Raw genomic sequence first — 17,258 nt, forward strand, 5'->3', positions numbered from 1 at the left:
GCACAAATCTGGCACGACAGACAGCCGAGAACGTGACAGGCACGGCCGCCCAAGATCATGGAGTTCTCGATGCCCCATGATCCGAGTGGAAGACCGTGCCTGCCGACGCATCATCGCCGATCTCGCCCGCTCTTGACCAACTCCGCGACCACCCGGAGAAGTACCGGGCCTGCTGGAACGGCTGGCCGAGGTGCCTGACCCGCGTGATCCGCGCGGAGTGCGGCACACTCTGGTGGTCGCGCTCGCCCTGACCGCGTGCGCGGTACTGGCCGGGGCGAGATCGCTGCTGGCGGTCGGCGAGTGGATCGCCGACGCTCCGCCCCAGGTGCTCCAAGCTGTTGGCGCGCGTGCCGATCCACTGTGTCCGAAGCGGCTGCTGCCTGCGGAATCGACGGTTCGCCGACTCCTGGCCCCGATCGATGGCGACGCCTTGGACCAGGCCGTGGGCCGCTGGCTTGCCGACCGCCGCCCCCACAGAGCAGACGGACTGCACGGTCTGGCCGTGGACGGCAAGAGCCTGCGCGGGGCGGCCAAGGCCAAGGGCCGGAAAATCCACCTGCTCGCCGCCCTGGACCACACCACCGGCCTGGTCCTGGCCCAGCTCGACGTGCAGGAGAAGACGAATGAGATCACCTGCTTCCAGCCTCTGCTTCAGGCCGTCGCCGACCTGGCCGACGTGGTGGTCACCAGCGACGCGATGCACACCCAGCGCGAGCACGCTACGTATCTACTGGGCCGCGGCGCCCAGTACATCGTGATCGTCAAGAGCAACCAGAAGAAGCTGCGCAAGCAGCTGAAGTCCCTGCCCTGGCAGCAGATCCCGCTCCAAGGGCGCACCCGGGGCAGCGGCCACGGACGCACCGAAATCCGCCGGATCAAGGTGGCCAGCGTGAACAACCTGCTCTTCCCCGGCGCCCGCCAAGCCGTCCAGATCAAGCGCCGCCGCACCGACCGCAAGACCGGTAAGACCACCGTGAAGACCGTCTACGCCGTCACCAGCCTCACCGCCGACCAGGCGACACCCGCACAGCTGGCAGCACTGGTGCGCGAGCACTGGAAGGTGGAGGCCCTGCACCACATCCGGGACACCACCTTCGCCGAGGACGCCTCACAACTGCGGACCGGCAACACGCCGCGAGCGATGGCGACCTGGCGCAACCTGGCCATCGGAGCCCTGCGGCTGGCTGGCGTCACGAACATCGCGGCCAGCCTGCGTCGCAACGCCCGCGACGCGCGACGCCCGCTCACCCTCCTGGGGCTTACATGATCACGAAATGGACATCACGCGACTACGCCGAAGCCCTACCCCTAGGAGAGGGACCACAGGAGACTCCGCACTCGCCGCCCCCGCCGTCGCCCAGGCACTCACACACAGGGACGGGTCAGTGCGCGAGACGGCAGCGGTGGGCTCAGCGGCCGACCGGCTCAAGGGCTCGGGGTGGCGCTGGTCGGGGGCTGGAGCCACTGGATCATCTGCTCCATGATGGCGACGGGTAGCGCCGGGTGCCGCGCCGCAGTCTGTGCGGTGTCGGTGTCACGCAGCAGTTGGACCAGTACGCGGGCGGGCAATTGTGGGTGCAGGGCCGCCGCGTGGCGTATGCGCTCGTGCGGGTCGTCGAGCATCCGCACGGCCGATGCGATCGTCAGCCGGGGGTCGTTCGCTGCCCGCAGCCGTACCTCCACCTCGGTGTCCCGGCTGAATCGCTCCACCAATTCGAGCGTCGATTCCGGGTCATCAAGGGCCAGTTGCCGCATACGCGGGTTCTGGTCCTCGGCGTAGCGCAGGAGGCCGTGGCGGGGGAAGTTCGGATGGCCGCGGGGGCGGTCCGGGGTACTGAGGCTGCCGGTCCACCATTGCCACACCCGGAGCAGCATCTCGGCGGGTGCGTCGTCGCAGGACTCCGCAAGAAAGAGCTGGACGACACGGTCCTCGTCCTGGGCGAGACGTTCGATGACGTCCGGTGGGAGACGTTTGGCACGGGCGACGCTTCTGCGCACGAGGGGGTGGGACGAGGCGGCCAGGCGGCGCATGGCGTCCGTGTCGTCGTGCAGCGCGGTGACCCAACGGAGTGCGTGGTGGTGTCCGCGCGGGTCGAAGTCGATCTGGATGCCGGACCGCTGCTCCTCGGTGAGATCGGGGCGGGTGGCCACGACGGAGCGGACGTTCTCGTCGAGGTCCCGGGCGAGGAGCGCGACGAGGTCCGGGTCCAGGTGCGGGTTGCCGGCGAGGGCGCAGCGCTGGGCCGGAGTGCCGTGGCGTGCCAGGTTCTCGGCGAGGTCACGCTCCAGGCAACAGGTCTGCGCGGCACGGCCTTTGAGGTCCTCGGAGTGGAAGACCGACCGGGGCATCGGGTGGTCCTGGTGATGCTGGAGGAGTGCCTCCGCACGGACCTTGCCGTGGAGGTCACCCAGGAGATTGCGCCTGACCGGGATCTCCAGGCGAGGCCAGGCCCTCGCGCAGACCATGGCGCGCACGGCCGGGTCAGGGTCGGCAGCCAGCGCGGTCACTGTGCGCGGAGGAAGTCCGGGCAGACGGACGGTCTCTTCGCGGACCGGTGCGTAAGAGTCGGCCGACAGCTGTTCATGGACGGTCTCGGTGAGCTCCGCACGCCGGTCCGCCGCGAGCAACGTGAGGACCCATCGGCGGCGGGGGTGCTCCTCGCCGAGGATCAGACGGGCCCACTGCTCAGCCGTGATGTTCGGCTGGGCCTCGGCCAGCAGCTCCCGCACCTTCCACTCCGGGTGAACCATCGCCGCCTCCACGACGGCGGTGGGCAAGTGGCGCCACAGAAGGAAGTGCGACAGACCCAGCAGCCTCGCGCGTACGTCCTCGGGCGTGGACGGGTTGAGTGCCAGCCCATGCGCCCACAACTCGCGCAGCCTGCCCGTAGGACGCGGCCCCCGAAGCAGCAATGCCCAGGCGGCTGCCCGCTCCTCCGGGGACTCCTGAGCCTTCGTCTGCGCGGCAGCCTCCTGCCGCTCCCTGATCCGGTCCACCGTGACGAGCCAGACCTCGTCCTCCTCGGTGGTCGCCCCGAGCAGGGTGTTGCCGTCCGTCGAGAGCGTGAGGAATTCCGGTTGGCCCGGCCGCTCCCCCAGCACACCGGCAAGGTCCCATCGGGCGGTGAGCCGGACCCGCGTCCAGCCGCTGGGCGCGCAGCCGGTCCCGTTGCCGGCGACATTGATCAGGAACACACCGTCCTCACCGAGGATCCCTTCCTTGCCCGCGAGTCGGTGCCACTGAGTGTTGAGCTCGGCGACCAGGTCCGGCCGGTCGGTCTGCACAGCCACAGCCGGCTCGGCTTCGAAGGCAATCACTGGACGCCACGCGGCCTGGGGCGGCAGAGGGACCCTTCAGCGTCCCGGACGATCTCACTGGCTTCATGTACCAGGTCCAGGAGGCGGACGACTGGGAACCCGATCCGGAGTACCCGGAAGACGAGGCGCCGTACGGCCCGGACTTCGGCGAACTCATGCGGTGCCCGCGCAATGTGGCCGCTTTCGCGAGGAACCCGGCCGCCGTGTAGCGCGAACTTCCCCGAAGGAGCCGATGGTGGTGACGGTCTCGAAGGTTGGGTGGCCTCGGTTGATCAAGCCGGTCCGCGGTGTGGCCGGGTGGTATCGGCACGGGACACGGCGGAGGCCGGCGGGTCGGCCGAGGCCGTGGTGATGACTTCGTCCAGGACGTCGCGGGTGCGGATCAGGTCGGTGATCATTCGGTCGATGCGGCCCCGGTCCGCTTAGCTCAGCCGGGTCGTGGCGTACGCCTCGATGGCATCGCGCTGATACTTGGCCAGGCCCGGCGCGATCGTCTCGTACGCCGCGCACCACTGCTCGTTGTCCACGCAGGCACGCCCGATCGCGCGATACTCCTCGGCCGAAACTGCCCGGAGTTCGGCCAGCGCCCGGTACTGGGCATCGATCTCGGCCTGCACCGGTACGGCGTCGGCAGGGGTACCCGCGGCCAGCAGCTCGGCCAGCCGGATCATCTGCGTCGTGCGCTTGCGGTGCCCGGCCTCGATCTCCGCCTCACTCATCGCCGAGGTACGCCGCTCGATGTCCCCTGCCAGCTCCGGGAAATCACGCAGGCTCTCCCTGTACTGAGCCGGCTCCACCCCCTCGAAGAGGTTCTCCGGCCGGTTGATGCTTGTCATGGGTCTACCGTCCTTCCTCGACTGCTCCAGTTCGGTGATCGTGCGGGAGACGGTGCCGGCCAGGGCGTCGAGCCGGTCGCGCTCGGCGAGCAGCCGACGGTGGTGGCCGCGCAGCGCCTCCAGTTCGTCGACCTGCGCGGCCAGGACCCGGCCGATCTCGGACAGCCCCAGTCCCAGCGCCCGCAGCACGAGAATCTGCTGCAACCGCAGCAACTCGCGCTCCTCGTAGTAGCGGTGACCATTGGTGCCGATCCGGGCCGGCGGCAGCAGACCGATCTCGTCGTAATGCCGCAGCGTCCGGGCCGTCACACCCGACATCCGGGCGACCTCCGCAATCGGCCAGGCCATCGCCGCCTCCTCACGAGTGCTTCACCGGGCCGCTCTCCGGCCCTGTTCAGGACGGTAGAAGCTGCCGCAGCGACAACTTCAAGCCCAGCCCCATGATCTCCGGCCCCGCCCAGTCCCCCGGCGATGAGCAAGCCGACATCGGTGCCGCGGTCCCAGAGGTGGGTGACTCGCAGTTTCTGCTCGACCTGGCCACTCCACCGCCGGAGTCCGTGGACGGCACCTGGGCGGAGCTCCGTGTGCACGCGGACGGCGTCGCCCTTGGGCCCGTTCGGCTCTGAACAGTCAGAGTCCAAGAGGGGAAGGGACGACGCCTCCACAATCATCTCCGCCGCGCTCCATCCTCCCGCGGTGTGACGGAGGGAGGCGGCGTTCATCGGTCAGGCGGGGTCGGATGCTTTGCGATGGTCAACCATGCAGTCCGGTCCGGGGGACATGATGGTTTCGTGGCCGTTTTCGGCCCTTACGCGGAAGGGCGGCGTCCCGTTGGGGCCGAGGACCTCGACGATCTCGACGACCCGATCGTGTTTGCCCACGACCCGACCGTGCATCACGAGGCGATCCCCTTTGGAGGCGTGCATCGTTGCGTTCCTCTCTGCCGTTTGCGACACCGCTGACTGTCGGCATCACCCGTTGTCGCAGAGCGTAAGGGATTGTGTACGCAATTCGGCTCTCCCCGCGGTCGGCTGAGGGGCGTATTGGCCGGCTCTCGCCGAGTGGGGTACGAGTGGGGTGCCCATGAGGCGACAGCCGCAGAGCCGGTTTACTGCCTCGGCCGCCCCGGCGGCCCGGCTGCCTTAGCCGCCCGGCCGTCTCACTGCGGGAGGCCAAGGAACCGCCTTCATCAGCTTCGGCGCAGACCGAAGCCACTCAGCGCAGTACGGCCGCCAGCAGGTCGGTCCCCAGCGCCGTCAGATCGGGCAGATTGAGGGTGTGCCGGACGTACCGACCGTGCCGCCGTGCCGTGAGCAGACCCGCGCGGCGCAGGACAGCGAGGTGGCGGGAGACCTCCGGGGGTGAAAGTTCCCAGGCGTGGGCCAGCTCACCGGTGGTGTGCGGGCCGCGGGCCAGGGTGCGCAGCAGCCGCAGCCGTACCGGATGCGCGAGTGCCTCCAGCCGTAGGGTGACCGTTTCCAGCGATACCGGCTCTGAGGGACTCTGCTCGGCCACGGGGTACTGCACCACCGGCTGCCAACCGGGCGCGTGGACCACCACCAGGTGCGGGCTGCCGAAGACACTGGGGATGAAGGTGACCCCGGTGCCGTGGGCGGCGGTCGCCTTGTCCTGCAGTTTGTCCACGATGATGCAGTCGCCGTCCGGTGCCAGGGTGACCGCGCCGGAGACCGATGCGAGTGCCGCCCCGATGCCCTGGTGCTTCAGCAGGTCGCTCTTCAGGCGCAGGTCGGTGGCGAGTTGCACGGCGACGCCTGCCCAGGCGGCGTCGAAGAAGGCCTCGGCGCACTGTTCTAGGGTGTGGCGCACCCGCGCCCGCACCGCGGCCGGGTCCGCGAGCAGCCGTTCCGTGAAGGCCTCTTGCCGGGCGCCGCGCGCCTGGGCCAGGTCCAGGGCACGCTCGCGCGCAGCGGCGTCGGTGAGCGGCGACGGCGCGGCGAAGTGGACCCGGTTGCTGCCGCACGTGGTGACGAGCGCGGCGGTCACATACGTTTCGTCGTCGATCCGGTCCACGTCGTCCAGCTCCTCGGCGAGGGTCGCCCGGGGTCGTGCGGGGATCAGGAAGTCGGCTTGTGACGAACGCCAGAGGAACTCCGCCTCCCGCAACCGCTCGGACAGCTCCGGCCGCAGCCCGGACCGGACATCGCCCGCCCAGCCGGCGAACTGCGGATGGTGCCCGGGTTCGGTTAGCACGTGCAGCATCGCGGTCAGCTCGGCCAGCGGTGAGGCGGCGAATCGCAGTCGCTCGGACGGCAGGCCGCTGATGTCGATCCTCAACGTCATCCCCTCAGCATCACTGACCGGTTTGCCGGCGACGGCGTCGGTTGACGGTGTCCGTCAACCGACGTGCCCAGCCCGGCCGCCGAACGCACCGTAACCGCCATGTCAACCACCACCAAGATTCAACCTCGCGCCCTCGTCCGTGCCTCCGGAGGCCCCCGCTATGCCGCCGCCCTGGCCGTGGACGCGCTCGGCACCGGCCTGCTGCGGCCCTTTCTGCTGCTCTACGGGGTGACGGTGCTGAGGCTGTCCGCGCCGGCCACCGGCATCGCCATGACGGTCGGCATCGTCGCGGGTCTGGTGTGCATGCCCGCGGTGGGCCGATGGCTGGACCGGGGCGCACGCAGCACGGTCGTGGCGGCTTCGATGCTGGTGCGGGTGGTGGGCGTGGCGCTGCTGCTGGCCACCCCGGCGGGGCACATCTGGCTGTTCGGGACGGCGGCGCTCTTCCTCGGCATCGGCAACCAGGCATGGCCGGCCGCCCACGCGGCTCTCGTGGCCACGGTCGCCCATGGCCGGGAACGCGACGCCGCTCTCGCGGGAGGCCGCGCCCTGCGCAACGCCGGCCTGGGCCTCGGCGCACTCCTCGCCACCGTATGCCTGGCGGGCGGCACCACCGCATTGCAGGCGCTGGCGGCCGTCACCGGGCTCGCCTATCTCGCCGCGGCGGCCTTGGCGTGGTCGGTCCGCCTGCACGCGCGTCCGGCCGCCACCCCGGCCGAGGACGGCGCCGACGGGCCCGCACCTCGGATGCGCGCGCTGCTGGCCGCCAACGTGGTCTACGTCTTCTGCCTCAACGTCCCCGAAATCGCACTGCCTCTGGTCCTGGTGACGCAGTTGCACGCGTCCCCGGTGTGGTCGGCAGCCATCTTCGTGGCCAACACGGTGCTGGTGGTCACCCTGCAGGTTCCGGTCACCGTCCTGATGTCCCGCTTCTCCCGGCGGAGCGTGCTGGCTCTCGCCGGCGTCGTACTCGCCGCGTCTTACCTCGGCTTCCTCGCGGCCACCTCACTGGGCGACGGCTGGGGTGCCCCGACCGTCGCCACGGTGTCCGTGGTCTGCACTCTCGGCGAGATCATCTATGCCGGCAGCGCCACCGCGCTCGTCACCGCCCTCGCCCCGGCCCAGGTGCTGGGACGCACCCTCGCCCGCTTCGAGCTCTCCACCGGCTTCGGCCTCGCCGTCTCCCCCACGGTCATCACCGCTCTCGCCCCCCACGGCCCGACCGCCCTCTGGGGCAGCCTCGCCGCTGCGACGCTCGTCTCCGCCTCCGCCGTTGCCATCGAGAAGGATCACGGAACCGTCGAGCAGGACAAGGGAACGGCCCAGCGGCCGCTGCCGCCAGGCACGAACAGGCCCACGAGCTCGGCAATCGCGTCCGGCGACGGTGTGAACTAGCGGCGGACAAGGTGGTTGGATCACTGCGGCTATGACCACGACAAGTACCGCCGCCTCGTCCGGCATCTTGACGCGAAGCCGCTTAGGAGTATCAAGACAGGCACGGCTTGCGTTGACGGCCCCGTGGCCGGCCTCAGGTTGGCTTGCGCCACACGGAGATGTGCTTCGCGGAGTCCTGGGTGAACGGCGCCCCGTCCCAGTCCGCGACGCGACGTTCCAACTCGAGCCCAGCGATCCGTGCCATCAGGTCGAGCTCTGCCGGCCAGGCAAACCGGTGCCGGGAGTTGCCGCGGCGGTAGCGGCCGTCGTCGCCGTCGCGGGTGAAGTGGTGCGAGACGAGAATCTGCTCGACGAGGTCGAAGGTGTCGAAGCCGAGATGCTGCTCAGAGACGTCGAACGGCACCGCGACCTGGCCGGGCGGCAGGGACCGCAGCGGCGGCACGCCCAGCTCGATGACGAATCGGCCTCCGGGCTCCAGATGGCGTGCGGCGTTGCGGAAGCACTCGACCTGCTCGTCCTGCGTGAGCAGGTTCGTGATGGTGTTGTAGACGAGATAGACCAGGGTGAACTCGCCGGGGACGACGGTGGTAGCCATGTCCCCGATGGCTACCGGGAGCCTGTCCTCGTCGATCTTGCGCCGCAGCACCGCTGCCATGTGCTCGGACAGTTCGATGCCCACTACCGGCACGCCGCGCTCCCGGAGCGGGACGCCCACTCGTCCGGTCCCGATGGCGAACTCCAGTGCACGGCCGTCTTCGGCGAGCTCGGCGAGGAAGGCGAGAGTTGGTCCGAGAACGGCGGCCGAGGAGTTCTCGGTCTCCTCGGCGTCGTAGCGGTCGGCGGTCGCACGGGTCCACAGCTCACTGCTCGTCACGGGCGGCCACTTTGCCGGGTGCCGAAGCGTGCTGTCGAGTGGATTTAACTTCCAGGTGATCCAACACCTTGAAGATCCGGTGATCGCGCCACCCGGCCGCCGCGACGCGGCGGCCGGTCAGGGAACCACGCTCGATCCGCGCCTACCGGGAATGCGTCCCGTCAACGGCACGTCCACACAACGATCAGACCGTCCTTCAATGACCCGATCCAGTCTTCAAAGACCCGCTCCAGTTACGGCCTCGGACGTGTCACGAGGCGCGCGGCAACGCGAGCCAGTCCTGCCAGGTAATGTCGCGGCCCAGATAACGGGGCTGCTGGAAGGGCCAGTCGGCGGCGATCCACTGCGGAACCAGCGCATCGAGAGCGCGCTCCGCCTCGCCGCCGGCGAGGTCGTCCACCACCCACCAGGAGACCTCTCCGTCGGAGCCGGTGCGCTCGGGCGGGTCGATGTAGACGCAGCCGAGGATCGCCGTCTCCTCCTCGTTCAGCAGCGCGTAGTTGAACGACTGGTGCGCGGCTATCTCCTTCTCGTGCCGCAGCAGGTCGATGCGGTCTTCTTCATAGGTCATGGTCTCCTTGGGCCAAGCCCAGGCCGGGCGGAAGATCTCCCACAAGCGCTCTCGGGAGCCCATCACGGCGGGGTAGTCGAGCGCGGTGTCCGCCTCCCGGATAGGCCGCAGGTGAAGCGCGGTGGCGGGCACGGGCACGTGGACGGGGTGGACGAAGTCGTCAGGCAGCCAACTCATAAGGGCCGAGGCTACAGCCGCAGCCGGTCGGCGCAGGATGATTCAGGCGAAGCGGACGCCACCGGCGGACGACCACCGGGCTTCGGCAAGACCGTCCGCACCTGGCAAGCCGCCCCCCACATGGCCCGGCCCTCTACATCGCCCGGCCCTGTACATCGCGGCAATCTTCCTCTGGGCCAAGGAGCGGGCGCAGGGTTGACCTTGTCGCGACGTCAACGTGTCCGCTGGGGGGCGTACCCGCGTACCCGCGTACCCGCGTACCCGGGGCATACGAGCCCACGCTGACACGCACCCCAGGAGATGCCGCAGATGAACGAACCCGCCACGCCCAGCGCCATCCGCACCCTGCCGTTCGAGCGGCCCGGCCCGCTGGTACCGCCCCCGGAGTACGCGGAGCTGCGCACCGGCGCGCCCGTAGCGCCCGTCATCACACCTGACGGACAGCGCGCGTGGCTGGTCACCTCGTACGAGGCGGCGGCGACGGTGCTCTCCGACCTGCGGTTCGGCATGGCCCCGCCCCACGCCGAATCCGCCGGCGAGCACACCCTCTTCCAGGACGGCGAGGCCCACGCCCGCCTGCGCCGACTGGTGACGAAGTCCTTCACGCCTCGAAGCGTCGCCGCGCTCCGTCCGGGCATCGAGGAACTGGCCACCGGGCTCGTCGCCGACCTTGCCGCCGCCGGCCCACCTGCCGATCTGGTGGCGGGGCTTGCCGACCCCCTGTCGTTGCGGGTGATCAGCGACCTGCTCGGCGTGGCGACCGAGGACCGTCAACGCTTCGCGGCGCTGTCTGACGCTGTCGGCGCGGCGGACTTCGTCGCCTCCGACCAGGAGGAGAGCGTGGCGGCGGCGGTGCGGGCGTGGAAAGAACTGACCGAATACGCCGCCGGACTGGTCGCCGCCAGGCGCCGTCTTCCCGGCAACGACCTCCTCAGCAGCCTGATCGCGGTGCGGGACGCGGACGACGGGCGGCTCAGCGACGACGAGCTCGTCGCCATGGCCACCACCCTGGTCGCCGCGGGCTACGTCTCGACACGCAACGCCATCGCGGTCGGCGTGATCCAGCTCATCGGCGAACAGCACCTCGACGCGATCGCCGATGACCCCGCACGCAGGGAGGCAGCCGTGGAAGAAGTCCTGCGCCGACAGGCCGGGGTGACCGCCGAGCCCTTTCCGCGCTGGGCCCAGCAGGACGTGGAGCTGGCAGGCGCCTCGATCGCGGCCGGGGACCTGGTGCTGGTACGGCTGGAGGCAGCCCATCGCGATCCTGGGCACTTCCCCCTGCCCGACCGGTTCCTGCCAGGACGGCAACCGGCGAGCCCGCACCTGGCCTTCGGCCGCGGAACACACCACTGCCTCGGCGCCGCCCTTGCCCGCATCGAACTCGACGCCGCCTTCGGCGCCCTCGCCCGCCGTCTGCCGGGCCTGCGGCTCCAGGTTCCCGTCAACGACCTCGTCTGGGCCGGCGGACAGACCGACGCCGGGCCCACAGCCCTCCCGGTCATCTGGCCAGAAGCCGGAGGGCTGTGAGTACGTCGGCCACGTTTCGGCGGCGTAGGGCGCGGCACGTGTTTGGTACAGAGCGGCGGCAGTGACCGGGCGGGCGATGTCGTGGCGGCCGACGGCTGGGGGGCGGAAGCTGGGGGCCGACAGTTAGGGCGTGTATCGAAGGTGATGGTCGTCAGCGCAACACCGTCGACGGACGACCCATATTCGCGTGCGACCTTCGCCCAGTCATGCTTGGGTCATTCGCCATGATTGCCCATCATCTCGATGAAGCCGGCTTGAGAGACAGGATGGAGCGGAACCTGGCGGAACATGCCTGTCACCTGCATCGGAGCATGACCGGTGCGGCCGTCACAGAGACTGGTGACCTCCTGGTCGCCGACAGCGGCCTGGACGACGACACTTTCAATATCGTTGCCGCGGCTCGCTTCACTGCCGCCACCGCACCGGCACGTATCACCGAGACCGCTCGGACGCTGTCTCACACTGGCCGCCGTTTCTCTTGGTGGGTGGGTCCTGCCTCGACGCCACCGGACCTCACCGCCCGCCTGACGGCGGCCGGTCTGCCGGCGTCCGAACGCGAGACGGCCATGTGGGCCGAGCTGGACGACACTCTGCCGCTGCCCGCCACCCAAGGACTGGACATCCAGACGGTGGCCACGCCCGAACAGCTCGCCGACTACGCCACAGTTCTCGCTGCGAACTGGACCCCGCTCGCCGACACCGTCCGTCGCTTCTTCGCCCAGGCCGCCCCGCAGGCACTGGCCGCACGCTGCCCGGCCCGGTACCTGGTCGGCTACATGGAGGGCCGCCCGGTCTGCTCGGCCGAAGTGTTTCATCACGCGGGAGTTGCCGGGATCTACAACATCTGCACTCTGGCCGCCCACCGCCGACGTGGCTACGGCGGCGCCATCACGCTCGCCGCACTCCGCACCGCCCGCGACCGAGACCACCGCATCGCGGTCTTGCAGGCGTCCGCCGACGGCGAGCCCATCTACCGCCGCCTGGGTTTCCGCTCCTGCGGTCAGTTCACCGAACACACCATCAACCCCTGAACCACCCGAACTCCACAAGCCGTCTGCCCGCTCTTCACAACGGCGCTGGTCACAGCCACTCGTTGATGGCCGCTACGAGGACAGCCGCTTCGTAGCGGACCGCGAGCTTGTCGTAGCGCGTGGCCACGGCGCGGTGCCTTTTGAGGCGAGGCCCGTACCGCTCGGGCACATCCCGCCAGGGGACGCCAGTGCGGGTACAAAACCGTATGCCGTCGATCAACTGCCGCCCGGTCCATATAGGTGGACGGCCCGGCTTCCTGCGCCTGGGCAACAACGACTCCAGGTGGGCCCACTGTGTATCCGTCAGATCTCCGCGTATCACAGACCGAGATCATCTCGCACGGGACTTGAGCAATGCTGCACTGAGCAGAGCCGGACTTGAGCCGAGCCGGAAGTGTGTGAGTAGGGGCGGTCGGTGCAGGGAGCGCGGGACGGGCCCTGGTGGGGCTGCCCTGTCATGCGCCGACGGCTGCCCCGGCCGCCACTCCTTGCGGTCCGGTTCGCGTGTGCGCGCCTGCTCATTCCTGGCGAGGAGGATGAGGTTCGGGGGTGGCCGCAGCCGCTTCCTTTCTCGCCCGGCCTCGGTCAAGGGACCATGCGCCCAAAGCCACCAGTACCGCCGCCCCGGCCCCGTACACCGGCAGCCAGAGGGTCGTAGTGTGCGCCAGGCAGTCGGCAACAGCAATACGGCTCTGCGATGCCTGCGCCTGAGCCAAGGCGGCGCTGCCGCGACCAGCCAGGTTCGCGAGCTCGGCCGCCGCCCGGATGGCTTCGTATCTGCCCAGCTCAGGACATGCGTCACGAGTTCCCGGCATCGGAAACAGCCACGCCCAGCGCTGCAGCATGGGGGCCAGGGTGATCGCTACGCACAGACCGACGACCAGCGAATACGCAGCCAGATTCCGTGCGTACGCAGATCCGAGGCCGGGCCTCCATGCCGGCAGTCGGTAAAAGGAGAAGATCACCGCGAGGAGCGTCACCCCGACGTATGTGGAGAACCATTGCCAGGAACCCTGCGCGAGTGCGGCCGTCAGCACGGCGGCGAGCGCGATGCCGATGACGCCCGACTGACCGGGGGTGTCCTGGCCCGCACCAGTGGATGTCGACTGCCGGGCTTCTCGAAGGCTGGGGTGGTCGTCGCCCATGGTCCCTCCTGCATGGTTACGAGGCCCTCAGCATCCGGGGACATCGTGCCCAGGCGCGGCGCCATGCCGGGCCGCCCCGGAAGCCCCGCCCGGTTGGCGGGGCTTCCGGGCCGAACGCTGCCGCAGGGGCCTACGTCGCAACGCCTCACCCCCATGGGCGGCGGCGGGCCGGCGCGCCAACCGTCCTCCCGGGCAGCCTTCCCGCTGCCGAGCGAGCGCACCGCGCACTGAACGGTTCTGCAGTGTGCGAGCAACATTTAGCGGGCCGAGTCGCCAGCATCGGCCGCAAGGCGTGAGTCGCCGACATCGGCCACGAGGCGTGAGTCGCCGTAGCACGGGACGCCGCCATTGTCTGAACCCGTGCGCCGGCCCATGACGGAAGTCGCTTCAACCGGTCACAGACCGGCGACGTCTCCGGCCCTCTTCAGCACGGAGTCGAGCGCGTCCACCACGGCGTCGTGCCGCCTCGCGCGCGCCGCCCGGTCCGCCGGCACCAGCCGCGCGGCGGCCTGCACGGCACAGGCGTCCGGGTCGCCGAAGGCAGTCCGCGGATGCTCTCCCGTATCCGCGCAGTGCGCCGTGACGTCCTTGACCGCCTGGAGCACGACTGCCCGGTCCACGCCCGGCTGCATGGCCAGCCGTACCTGGAAACGCGCCATCCACCTTTCGCGGTCCTTCTCCCTCGCCACGTCCGTCGTCTGGTCCTTCTTCGCCACGTGCTCTCCCGGGTGACCGGCATCCGTCCGTCATGGAGTTGGACGCCGGGGCATCGAAGTGGGTTGCGGAAGCGAGGATCTGATGAGTTTCGGGTGACTGCCGGGAGACGCACCAGCTCTACCGACCGGTCCGCTGTCACAGAACGTCACAGATCACGGGTACTGGCACAGCTTCCGGCCCCGCGCGCCCTGTCCGCAAGTCCCGGTGACGACAGCCTGCCTTGGTGACAGCTCTCGTGCTTCGGCTCATCGGATCCAGGCCCTCGCCCCGCCTGCGCCGATTTCAGAAGTCCAGCTCCACATAGTCGATGTCGCTGAACTCGACCAGGAGGCCGTCGGCGCGGCGGCCGCGGTCCTTGAAGTAGATCTCCTGCAGGCCCTCGGCGGCGATGTTCTGGAGCTGCTGCTCGGTGGCGCCGGAGGCCTGGGCGGTGAAGAGCCGGGCGGCGTAGGCGGGCGGGAGGTGCTGGGTGATCAGCCGGATCCGCCCGTCGTCCGTCGAGCCGGGAGCTGCGGTGAATCCGAACCGCGCGCGTGTCTCGATGGTGATTCCATCGGTGGACGCGGCGCGCTGCTGAGCCTTTTGACGCACCTTCGGCTGCCAGCGGCGGCGGACCTCGCGCTCCATGCGGGCCGCGAGCTCGCGGCGGGGCCGCTTGATCTGGGCTTTGACATAGCGCTCCACCGTGCGCTGGCTGACGCCCAGGAGCTGCGCGACGGCCATGGTGGAGCCCTTGTGCTGCTTGACCAGGAAGCGCATCTGCGCACCGGCCGACTTCGGGATCGGCCGGGTGGCGGTGGCGGCTGCGGCTTTCTCCAGGCTGTCGCCGAGGATGCCCACGAGGTGCTCCTACTCTCCGTCGAGTGCGGCGTCGGTGCCCTTGATGTGGCGGGCGGGGTTGTGGCCTTCATCGAGCATCTGCACGGCCCACAGCAGCTCCTGGGTGCCCTCGTGCTTGACCATGCCGGGCGAGACGCCGAGCCGGAAGCTGCCGGGGGCCGGCTTGCCGTCGGCGGTGTGCGGAAGGAAGTCCAGCGGGCCGGGGCCGTCGGAGAGGTATACGGCGCAGTCGGACAGCAACGCGATGGGGAGCAGGGCGTCCTGGCTGAGCATCAGCTTCCCTGACGGTGCCGGGGCCTGCTGGGTGGCCAGCGCCGTCTTGAGGATCTTGCGGTGCATGTTGACGCGGGCGGCGGAGATGACGGCGGCGCGGATGTCGGGACGCCAGGTCGGGCGCTCCAGGGCCGGCCACCGCTCGCCGTACTGGTGCTTGATGCTCTTGGGCCGCTCGCGGAGCTTGCCGATACCGCCCTTGACCGTCGACTTGATGGCGGAGAGCACTGCGGCGAGCGCCGGGTCCTCCTGCTTGTGGCGGGCCATGGCTTCCAGGAACTCGGGCTCCGGCAGATCGGAGGTGACGCCGAGGTCGGCCATGGTCGCCTTGTACGCCTCGCCGATGCGCTTGTACCAGGGGTCCAGGTACGGGCCGGACTCGGTGCGGATCCACGCCTCCAGCGGCCGGATCCGGGCCGGCAGGCGGTAGGTGTCGATGAGCTCCTGGGCGTAGGCGACGGTGGGCGTGGCATACCAGGCCGGGCCCTCGGGCCGGGTGCCGTGCGGGGTGAACGGCGACGGCAGGCGCGGGTCGAGCTCGATGCCGGACAGATCCACCAGCCACGCACCCGGCGTCTTCTTGTCGAAGGCCGGCGCCCTGACGTGGACCGGCGCCGAGAGGCCGACGACCAGGCGGTTGGCGGCGGCGAGGAAGGCAGTGTTGACGTCGATGCCGACCGCGTAGGTGCGGGTGCACTCGCCGTCCGTGAGCAGCTGCGGGTCACGGATCCACTCGTACGCCTCCTCGTCCAGGACCTCGGACGGGGTGCGCTGGTGGGCGCGGGGGTAGAGGGCGGCGACGACCGGGTGCTCGTCCGGGGCCTCCGCCGGAGCCGGGTCGACCGGCTCGGTCAGCGAGCCGGGCATCGGACCGGACACCCAGCTGCCGGTCTTCTCGTCCTTGACCGCGCGGGTCGGCGGGCGCAGCGCGGTCATCGCTTCCAGGCCGGAGACGGCGGTAGAGCCGCGCGGGGTGATGACACGGGAGGCGTAGGTGCCGAGAACGCGGGCGATGTCGGCAGGCTCCTGCTCGTCGGTGCTCCCCCACGAGCGGGAATCGAGCGCCCCCCAGGGCAGCACCGCGAGCTGTACGCACTGGCGCCGGCCGCCCTCGGCGGGCCGGTAGATGCGGGCCCACGGCCCGAACCCGCGCTTGGTCAGCTGCCATTTCGCGCGGGCGAGCTGCTTGACGACCCGATGGTCTTCCGGAAGCCGCAGCCCCCGCCTGTCCTCCAACCGCTCCGGCAGACCGAGGCGCTCGGCGGCCGCAGCGGTGAGCACGATCAGCGGGTCGGCGTCCTTGCCCGAGGGGTGCAGCCGGGACACGCCCAACTGCCCCTCCGACAAGGTCCAGTCGACCAAAGCCGGAACCGTCTTGGCAGGGCAGTCCAGCACCAGGCCGCCGACGCAGTACAGCGAGCCGTCGCCGTCCAATACGCCGAGCGGCCCGTTCGCAAACCGCTCGTCGACAGCAACCGGCGCCGCGGCGAGCTTGTGGGTGGCCTTCTTCGGGGCCGGGCGCGGCGACGTCGACGGCTTGGGGCTCGCCGAACGCCCGGCAGGCGCCTTTGCCGTAGTCGGGACGGAGCGGTGCGTGCTCGCCGGAGCAGGCATGACATCAGGCGCATCACCCCGGCCCGTGAACATGTCCCCCGCTTCCGGAGCACCGGGCACAGCCTCAGGCCCCGGAGCGGTGGGCGCGCCGGTGGACTCGGCCGGGGCCTCGGTCGGCGCCGGGGCGGTGGCGTCGGGAGCGGGGAAGCGGGCGGCGAGGCCTTCCAGAAGGCGGGCGTAGGCGGCGCGCTTCGGCGGCCGCGGCTCGGTCCGGCCGGCCTCCCAGTTGCCCACCGCCTCACGCCGGGCGTTGAGCGCGGTGGCGATCTGAGCCTGACTCAGCCCCGCCGCCTCACGCAGCCTCTTGCGCTCAGCCGGGCCTGGCAGGTCATCCTGTGCAACCTGCTCCAGCAGCGCATCGACAGCACTGAACAGCTCGTTCTCCTTGGACACAGAGTCCACCTCCACTAAGAACCCTACCCCAATCACGCATTGGATCGCGCGATTGAACGCACCTCAATCGCGCAGGCGGGATGCGGTGCCACTCGCCGCGTCGGCGTCGGCGCCGACGCCGGCGCCGGCGCGGCAAACCTCGCCACGGGTCAGGGCGGCCATCCTCGCCGCAGGTCAGGGCGCAGGGGCCCCGCGTGGGGTCTACGGCCGGATCCCCCCGCCGGCGGCGTAACTGATTCCGCT

At 70.2% G+C, this 17,258-nt stretch carries 18 protein-coding genes; 6 read left to right on the top strand and 12 right to left on the bottom strand.

What is annotated here, in order from left to right; translation table 11 throughout:
- Positions 1-190 precede the first annotated feature (190 nt).
- Positions 191-1,267 (top strand): ISAs1 family transposase, encoded by a 1,077-nt coding sequence (locus tag SLV14N_RS01505; protein WP_263267637.1) that lies wholly within the window; start codon positions 191-193, stop codon positions 1,265-1,267.
- A 158-nt stretch (positions 1,268-1,425) separates the two neighbouring features.
- On the opposite strand, the gene SLV14N_RS01510 is transcribed toward SLV14N_RS01505, so the two are convergent.
- Positions 1,426-3,291, bottom strand: coding sequence for a PE-PGRS family protein (locus SLV14N_RS01510; protein WP_263267638.1), 1,866 nt, complete (start codon positions 3,289-3,291; stop codon positions 1,426-1,428).
- A gap of 92 nt (positions 3,292-3,383) precedes the next feature.
- On the opposite strand from SLV14N_RS01510, the gene SLV14N_RS01515 reads away from it, so the two are divergent.
- Positions 3,384-3,527: a hypothetical protein gene (locus SLV14N_RS01515; protein WP_263267639.1), complete on the top strand. Its 144-nt coding sequence runs from the start codon at positions 3,384-3,386 to the stop codon at positions 3,525-3,527.
- 63 nt (positions 3,528-3,590) lie between these two features.
- Here the strand turns inward: SLV14N_RS01515 and SLV14N_RS01520 are convergent, their stop codons facing one another.
- Both SLV14N_RS01520 and SLV14N_RS01525 read right to left on the bottom strand, forming a co-directional pair.
- Entirely contained in the window at positions 3,591-3,716 is a 126-nt protein-coding gene (locus SLV14N_RS01520) for a hypothetical protein (protein ID WP_263267640.1), read from the bottom strand.
- A 24-nt stretch (positions 3,717-3,740) separates the two neighbouring features.
- On the bottom strand, positions 3,741-4,502 hold the full coding sequence (locus tag SLV14N_RS01525; RefSeq protein WP_263267641.1) for a MerR family transcriptional regulator: 762 nt from the start codon (positions 4,500-4,502) through the stop codon (positions 3,741-3,743).
- Between the two features lie 92 nt (positions 4,503-4,594).
- Between SLV14N_RS01525 and SLV14N_RS01530 the strand changes: the two genes are divergently transcribed.
- Positions 4,595-4,780, top strand: a complete 186-nt coding sequence (locus SLV14N_RS01530) for a hypothetical protein (protein WP_263267642.1) — start codon at positions 4,595-4,597, stop codon at positions 4,778-4,780.
- A gap of 99 nt (positions 4,781-4,879) precedes the next feature.
- On the opposite strand, the gene SLV14N_RS01535 is transcribed toward SLV14N_RS01530, so the two are convergent.
- Both SLV14N_RS01535 and SLV14N_RS01540 read right to left on the bottom strand, forming a co-directional pair.
- The gene (locus SLV14N_RS01535) at positions 4,880-5,080 is read right to left on the bottom strand and encodes a DUF1918 domain-containing protein (protein WP_078518720.1); all 201 of its coding nucleotides are present in this window, start codon (positions 5,078-5,080) and stop codon (positions 4,880-4,882) included.
- Between the two features lie 289 nt (positions 5,081-5,369).
- Complete coding sequence (locus tag SLV14N_RS01540; protein ID WP_263267645.1) at positions 5,370-6,455, bottom strand: helix-turn-helix domain-containing protein; 1,086 nt, start codon at positions 6,453-6,455, stop codon at positions 5,370-5,372.
- Positions 6,456-6,554: 99 nt separating this feature from the next.
- On the opposite strand from SLV14N_RS01540, the gene SLV14N_RS01545 reads away from it, so the two are divergent.
- A complete protein-coding gene (locus SLV14N_RS01545; protein WP_263267647.1) occupies positions 6,555-7,850 on the top strand; it encodes an MFS transporter in 1,296 nt (431 codons plus the stop codon).
- Between the two features lie 133 nt (positions 7,851-7,983).
- Here SLV14N_RS01545 and SLV14N_RS01550 read toward each other — a convergent pair whose 3' ends face one another.
- Entirely contained in the window at positions 7,984-8,724 is a 741-nt protein-coding gene (locus SLV14N_RS01550) for a class I SAM-dependent methyltransferase (RefSeq protein WP_263267648.1), read from the bottom strand.
- Positions 8,725-8,974: 250 nt separating this feature from the next.
- Positions 8,975-9,472 carry a GNAT family N-acetyltransferase gene (locus SLV14N_RS01555; RefSeq protein WP_263267650.1) on the bottom strand — a complete coding sequence of 166 codons (498 nt, stop codon included), beginning with the start codon at positions 9,470-9,472 and terminating at the stop codon, positions 8,975-8,977.
- Positions 9,473-9,781: 309 nt separating this feature from the next.
- Here SLV14N_RS01555 and SLV14N_RS01560 point away from each other — a divergent pair, with 309 nt between their 5' ends.
- Both SLV14N_RS01560 and SLV14N_RS01565 read left to right on the top strand, forming a co-directional pair.
- Positions 9,782-11,002: a cytochrome P450 gene (locus SLV14N_RS01560; protein WP_263267652.1), complete on the top strand. Its 1,221-nt coding sequence runs from the start codon at positions 9,782-9,784 to the stop codon at positions 11,000-11,002.
- 266 nt (positions 11,003-11,268) lie between these two features.
- Positions 11,269-12,033 (top strand): GNAT family N-acetyltransferase, encoded by a 765-nt coding sequence (locus SLV14N_RS01565; protein WP_263273000.1) that lies wholly within the window; start codon positions 11,269-11,271, stop codon positions 12,031-12,033.
- Positions 12,034-12,082: 49 nt separating this feature from the next.
- Here the strand turns inward: SLV14N_RS01565 and SLV14N_RS01570 are convergent, their stop codons facing one another.
- The 5 genes from SLV14N_RS01570 to SLV14N_RS01590 all read right to left on the bottom strand — a co-directional run bounded on the left by SLV14N_RS01570 (position 12,083) and on the right by SLV14N_RS01590 (position 17,015).
- Positions 12,083-12,355: a transposase gene (locus tag SLV14N_RS01570; protein WP_263267654.1), complete on the bottom strand. Its 273-nt coding sequence runs from the start codon at positions 12,353-12,355 to the stop codon at positions 12,083-12,085.
- Between the two features lie 196 nt (positions 12,356-12,551).
- Positions 12,552-13,178, bottom strand: a complete 627-nt coding sequence (locus SLV14N_RS01575) for a hypothetical protein (RefSeq protein ID WP_263267655.1) — start codon at positions 13,176-13,178, stop codon at positions 12,552-12,554.
- Positions 13,179-13,573: 395 nt separating this feature from the next.
- The gene (locus SLV14N_RS01580; protein ID WP_208679374.1) at positions 13,574-13,894 is read right to left on the bottom strand and encodes a hypothetical protein; all 321 of its coding nucleotides are present in this window, start codon (positions 13,892-13,894) and stop codon (positions 13,574-13,576) included.
- A 283-nt stretch (positions 13,895-14,177) separates the two neighbouring features.
- A complete protein-coding gene (locus tag SLV14N_RS01585; RefSeq protein WP_208679375.1) occupies positions 14,178-14,735 on the bottom strand; it encodes an XRE family transcriptional regulator in 558 nt (185 codons plus the stop codon).
- 9 nt (positions 14,736-14,744) lie between these two features.
- A complete protein-coding gene (locus tag SLV14N_RS01590) occupies positions 14,745-17,015 on the bottom strand; it encodes a helix-turn-helix transcriptional regulator (protein ID WP_263267656.1) in 2,271 nt (756 codons plus the stop codon).
- Positions 17,016-17,258 lie beyond the last annotated feature (243 nt).

The organism is Streptomyces sp. Je 1-4 4N24 (genome assembly GCF_026239515.1).
Lineage (GTDB): Bacteria > Actinomycetota > Actinomycetes > Streptomycetales > Streptomycetaceae > Streptomyces > Streptomyces nigrescens.

What these genes read in the sequence shown, in the direction of transcription:
- SLV14N_RS01560 (WP_263267652.1), top strand. Translation starts at nt 9,782, where the DNA reads ATGAACGAACCCGCCACGCCCAGCGCCATCCGCACCCTGCCGTTCGAG.
- SLV14N_RS01535 (WP_078518720.1), bottom strand. Translation starts at nt 5,080, where the DNA reads ATGCACGCCTCCAAAGGGGATCGCCTCGTGATGCACGGTCGGGTCGTG.
- SLV14N_RS01540 (WP_263267645.1), bottom strand. Translation starts at nt 6,455, where the DNA reads ATGACGTTGAGGATCGACATCAGCGGCCTGCCGTCCGAGCGACTGCGA.
- SLV14N_RS01545 (WP_263267647.1), top strand. Translation starts at nt 6,555, where the DNA reads ATGTCAACCACCACCAAGATTCAACCTCGCGCCCTCGTCCGTGCCTCC.
- SLV14N_RS01565 (WP_263273000.1), top strand. Translation starts at nt 11,269, where the DNA reads ATGGAGCGGAACCTGGCGGAACATGCCTGTCACCTGCATCGGAGCATG.
- SLV14N_RS01530 (WP_263267642.1), top strand. Translation starts at nt 4,595, where the DNA reads ATGATCTCCGGCCCCGCCCAGTCCCCCGGCGATGAGCAAGCCGACATC.
- SLV14N_RS01520 (WP_263267640.1), bottom strand. Translation starts at nt 3,716, where the DNA reads ATGATCACCGACCTGATCCGCACCCGCGACGTCCTGGACGAAGTCATC.
- SLV14N_RS01575 (WP_263267655.1), bottom strand. Translation starts at nt 13,178, where the DNA reads ATGGGCGACGACCACCCCAGCCTTCGAGAAGCCCGGCAGTCGACATCC.
- SLV14N_RS01525 (WP_263267641.1), bottom strand. Translation starts at nt 4,502, where the DNA reads ATGGCCTGGCCGATTGCGGAGGTCGCCCGGATGTCGGGTGTGACGGCC.
- SLV14N_RS01555 (WP_263267650.1), bottom strand. Translation starts at nt 9,472, where the DNA reads ATGAGTTGGCTGCCTGACGACTTCGTCCACCCCGTCCACGTGCCCGTG.
- SLV14N_RS01515 (WP_263267639.1), top strand. Translation starts at nt 3,384, where the DNA reads ATGTACCAGGTCCAGGAGGCGGACGACTGGGAACCCGATCCGGAGTAC.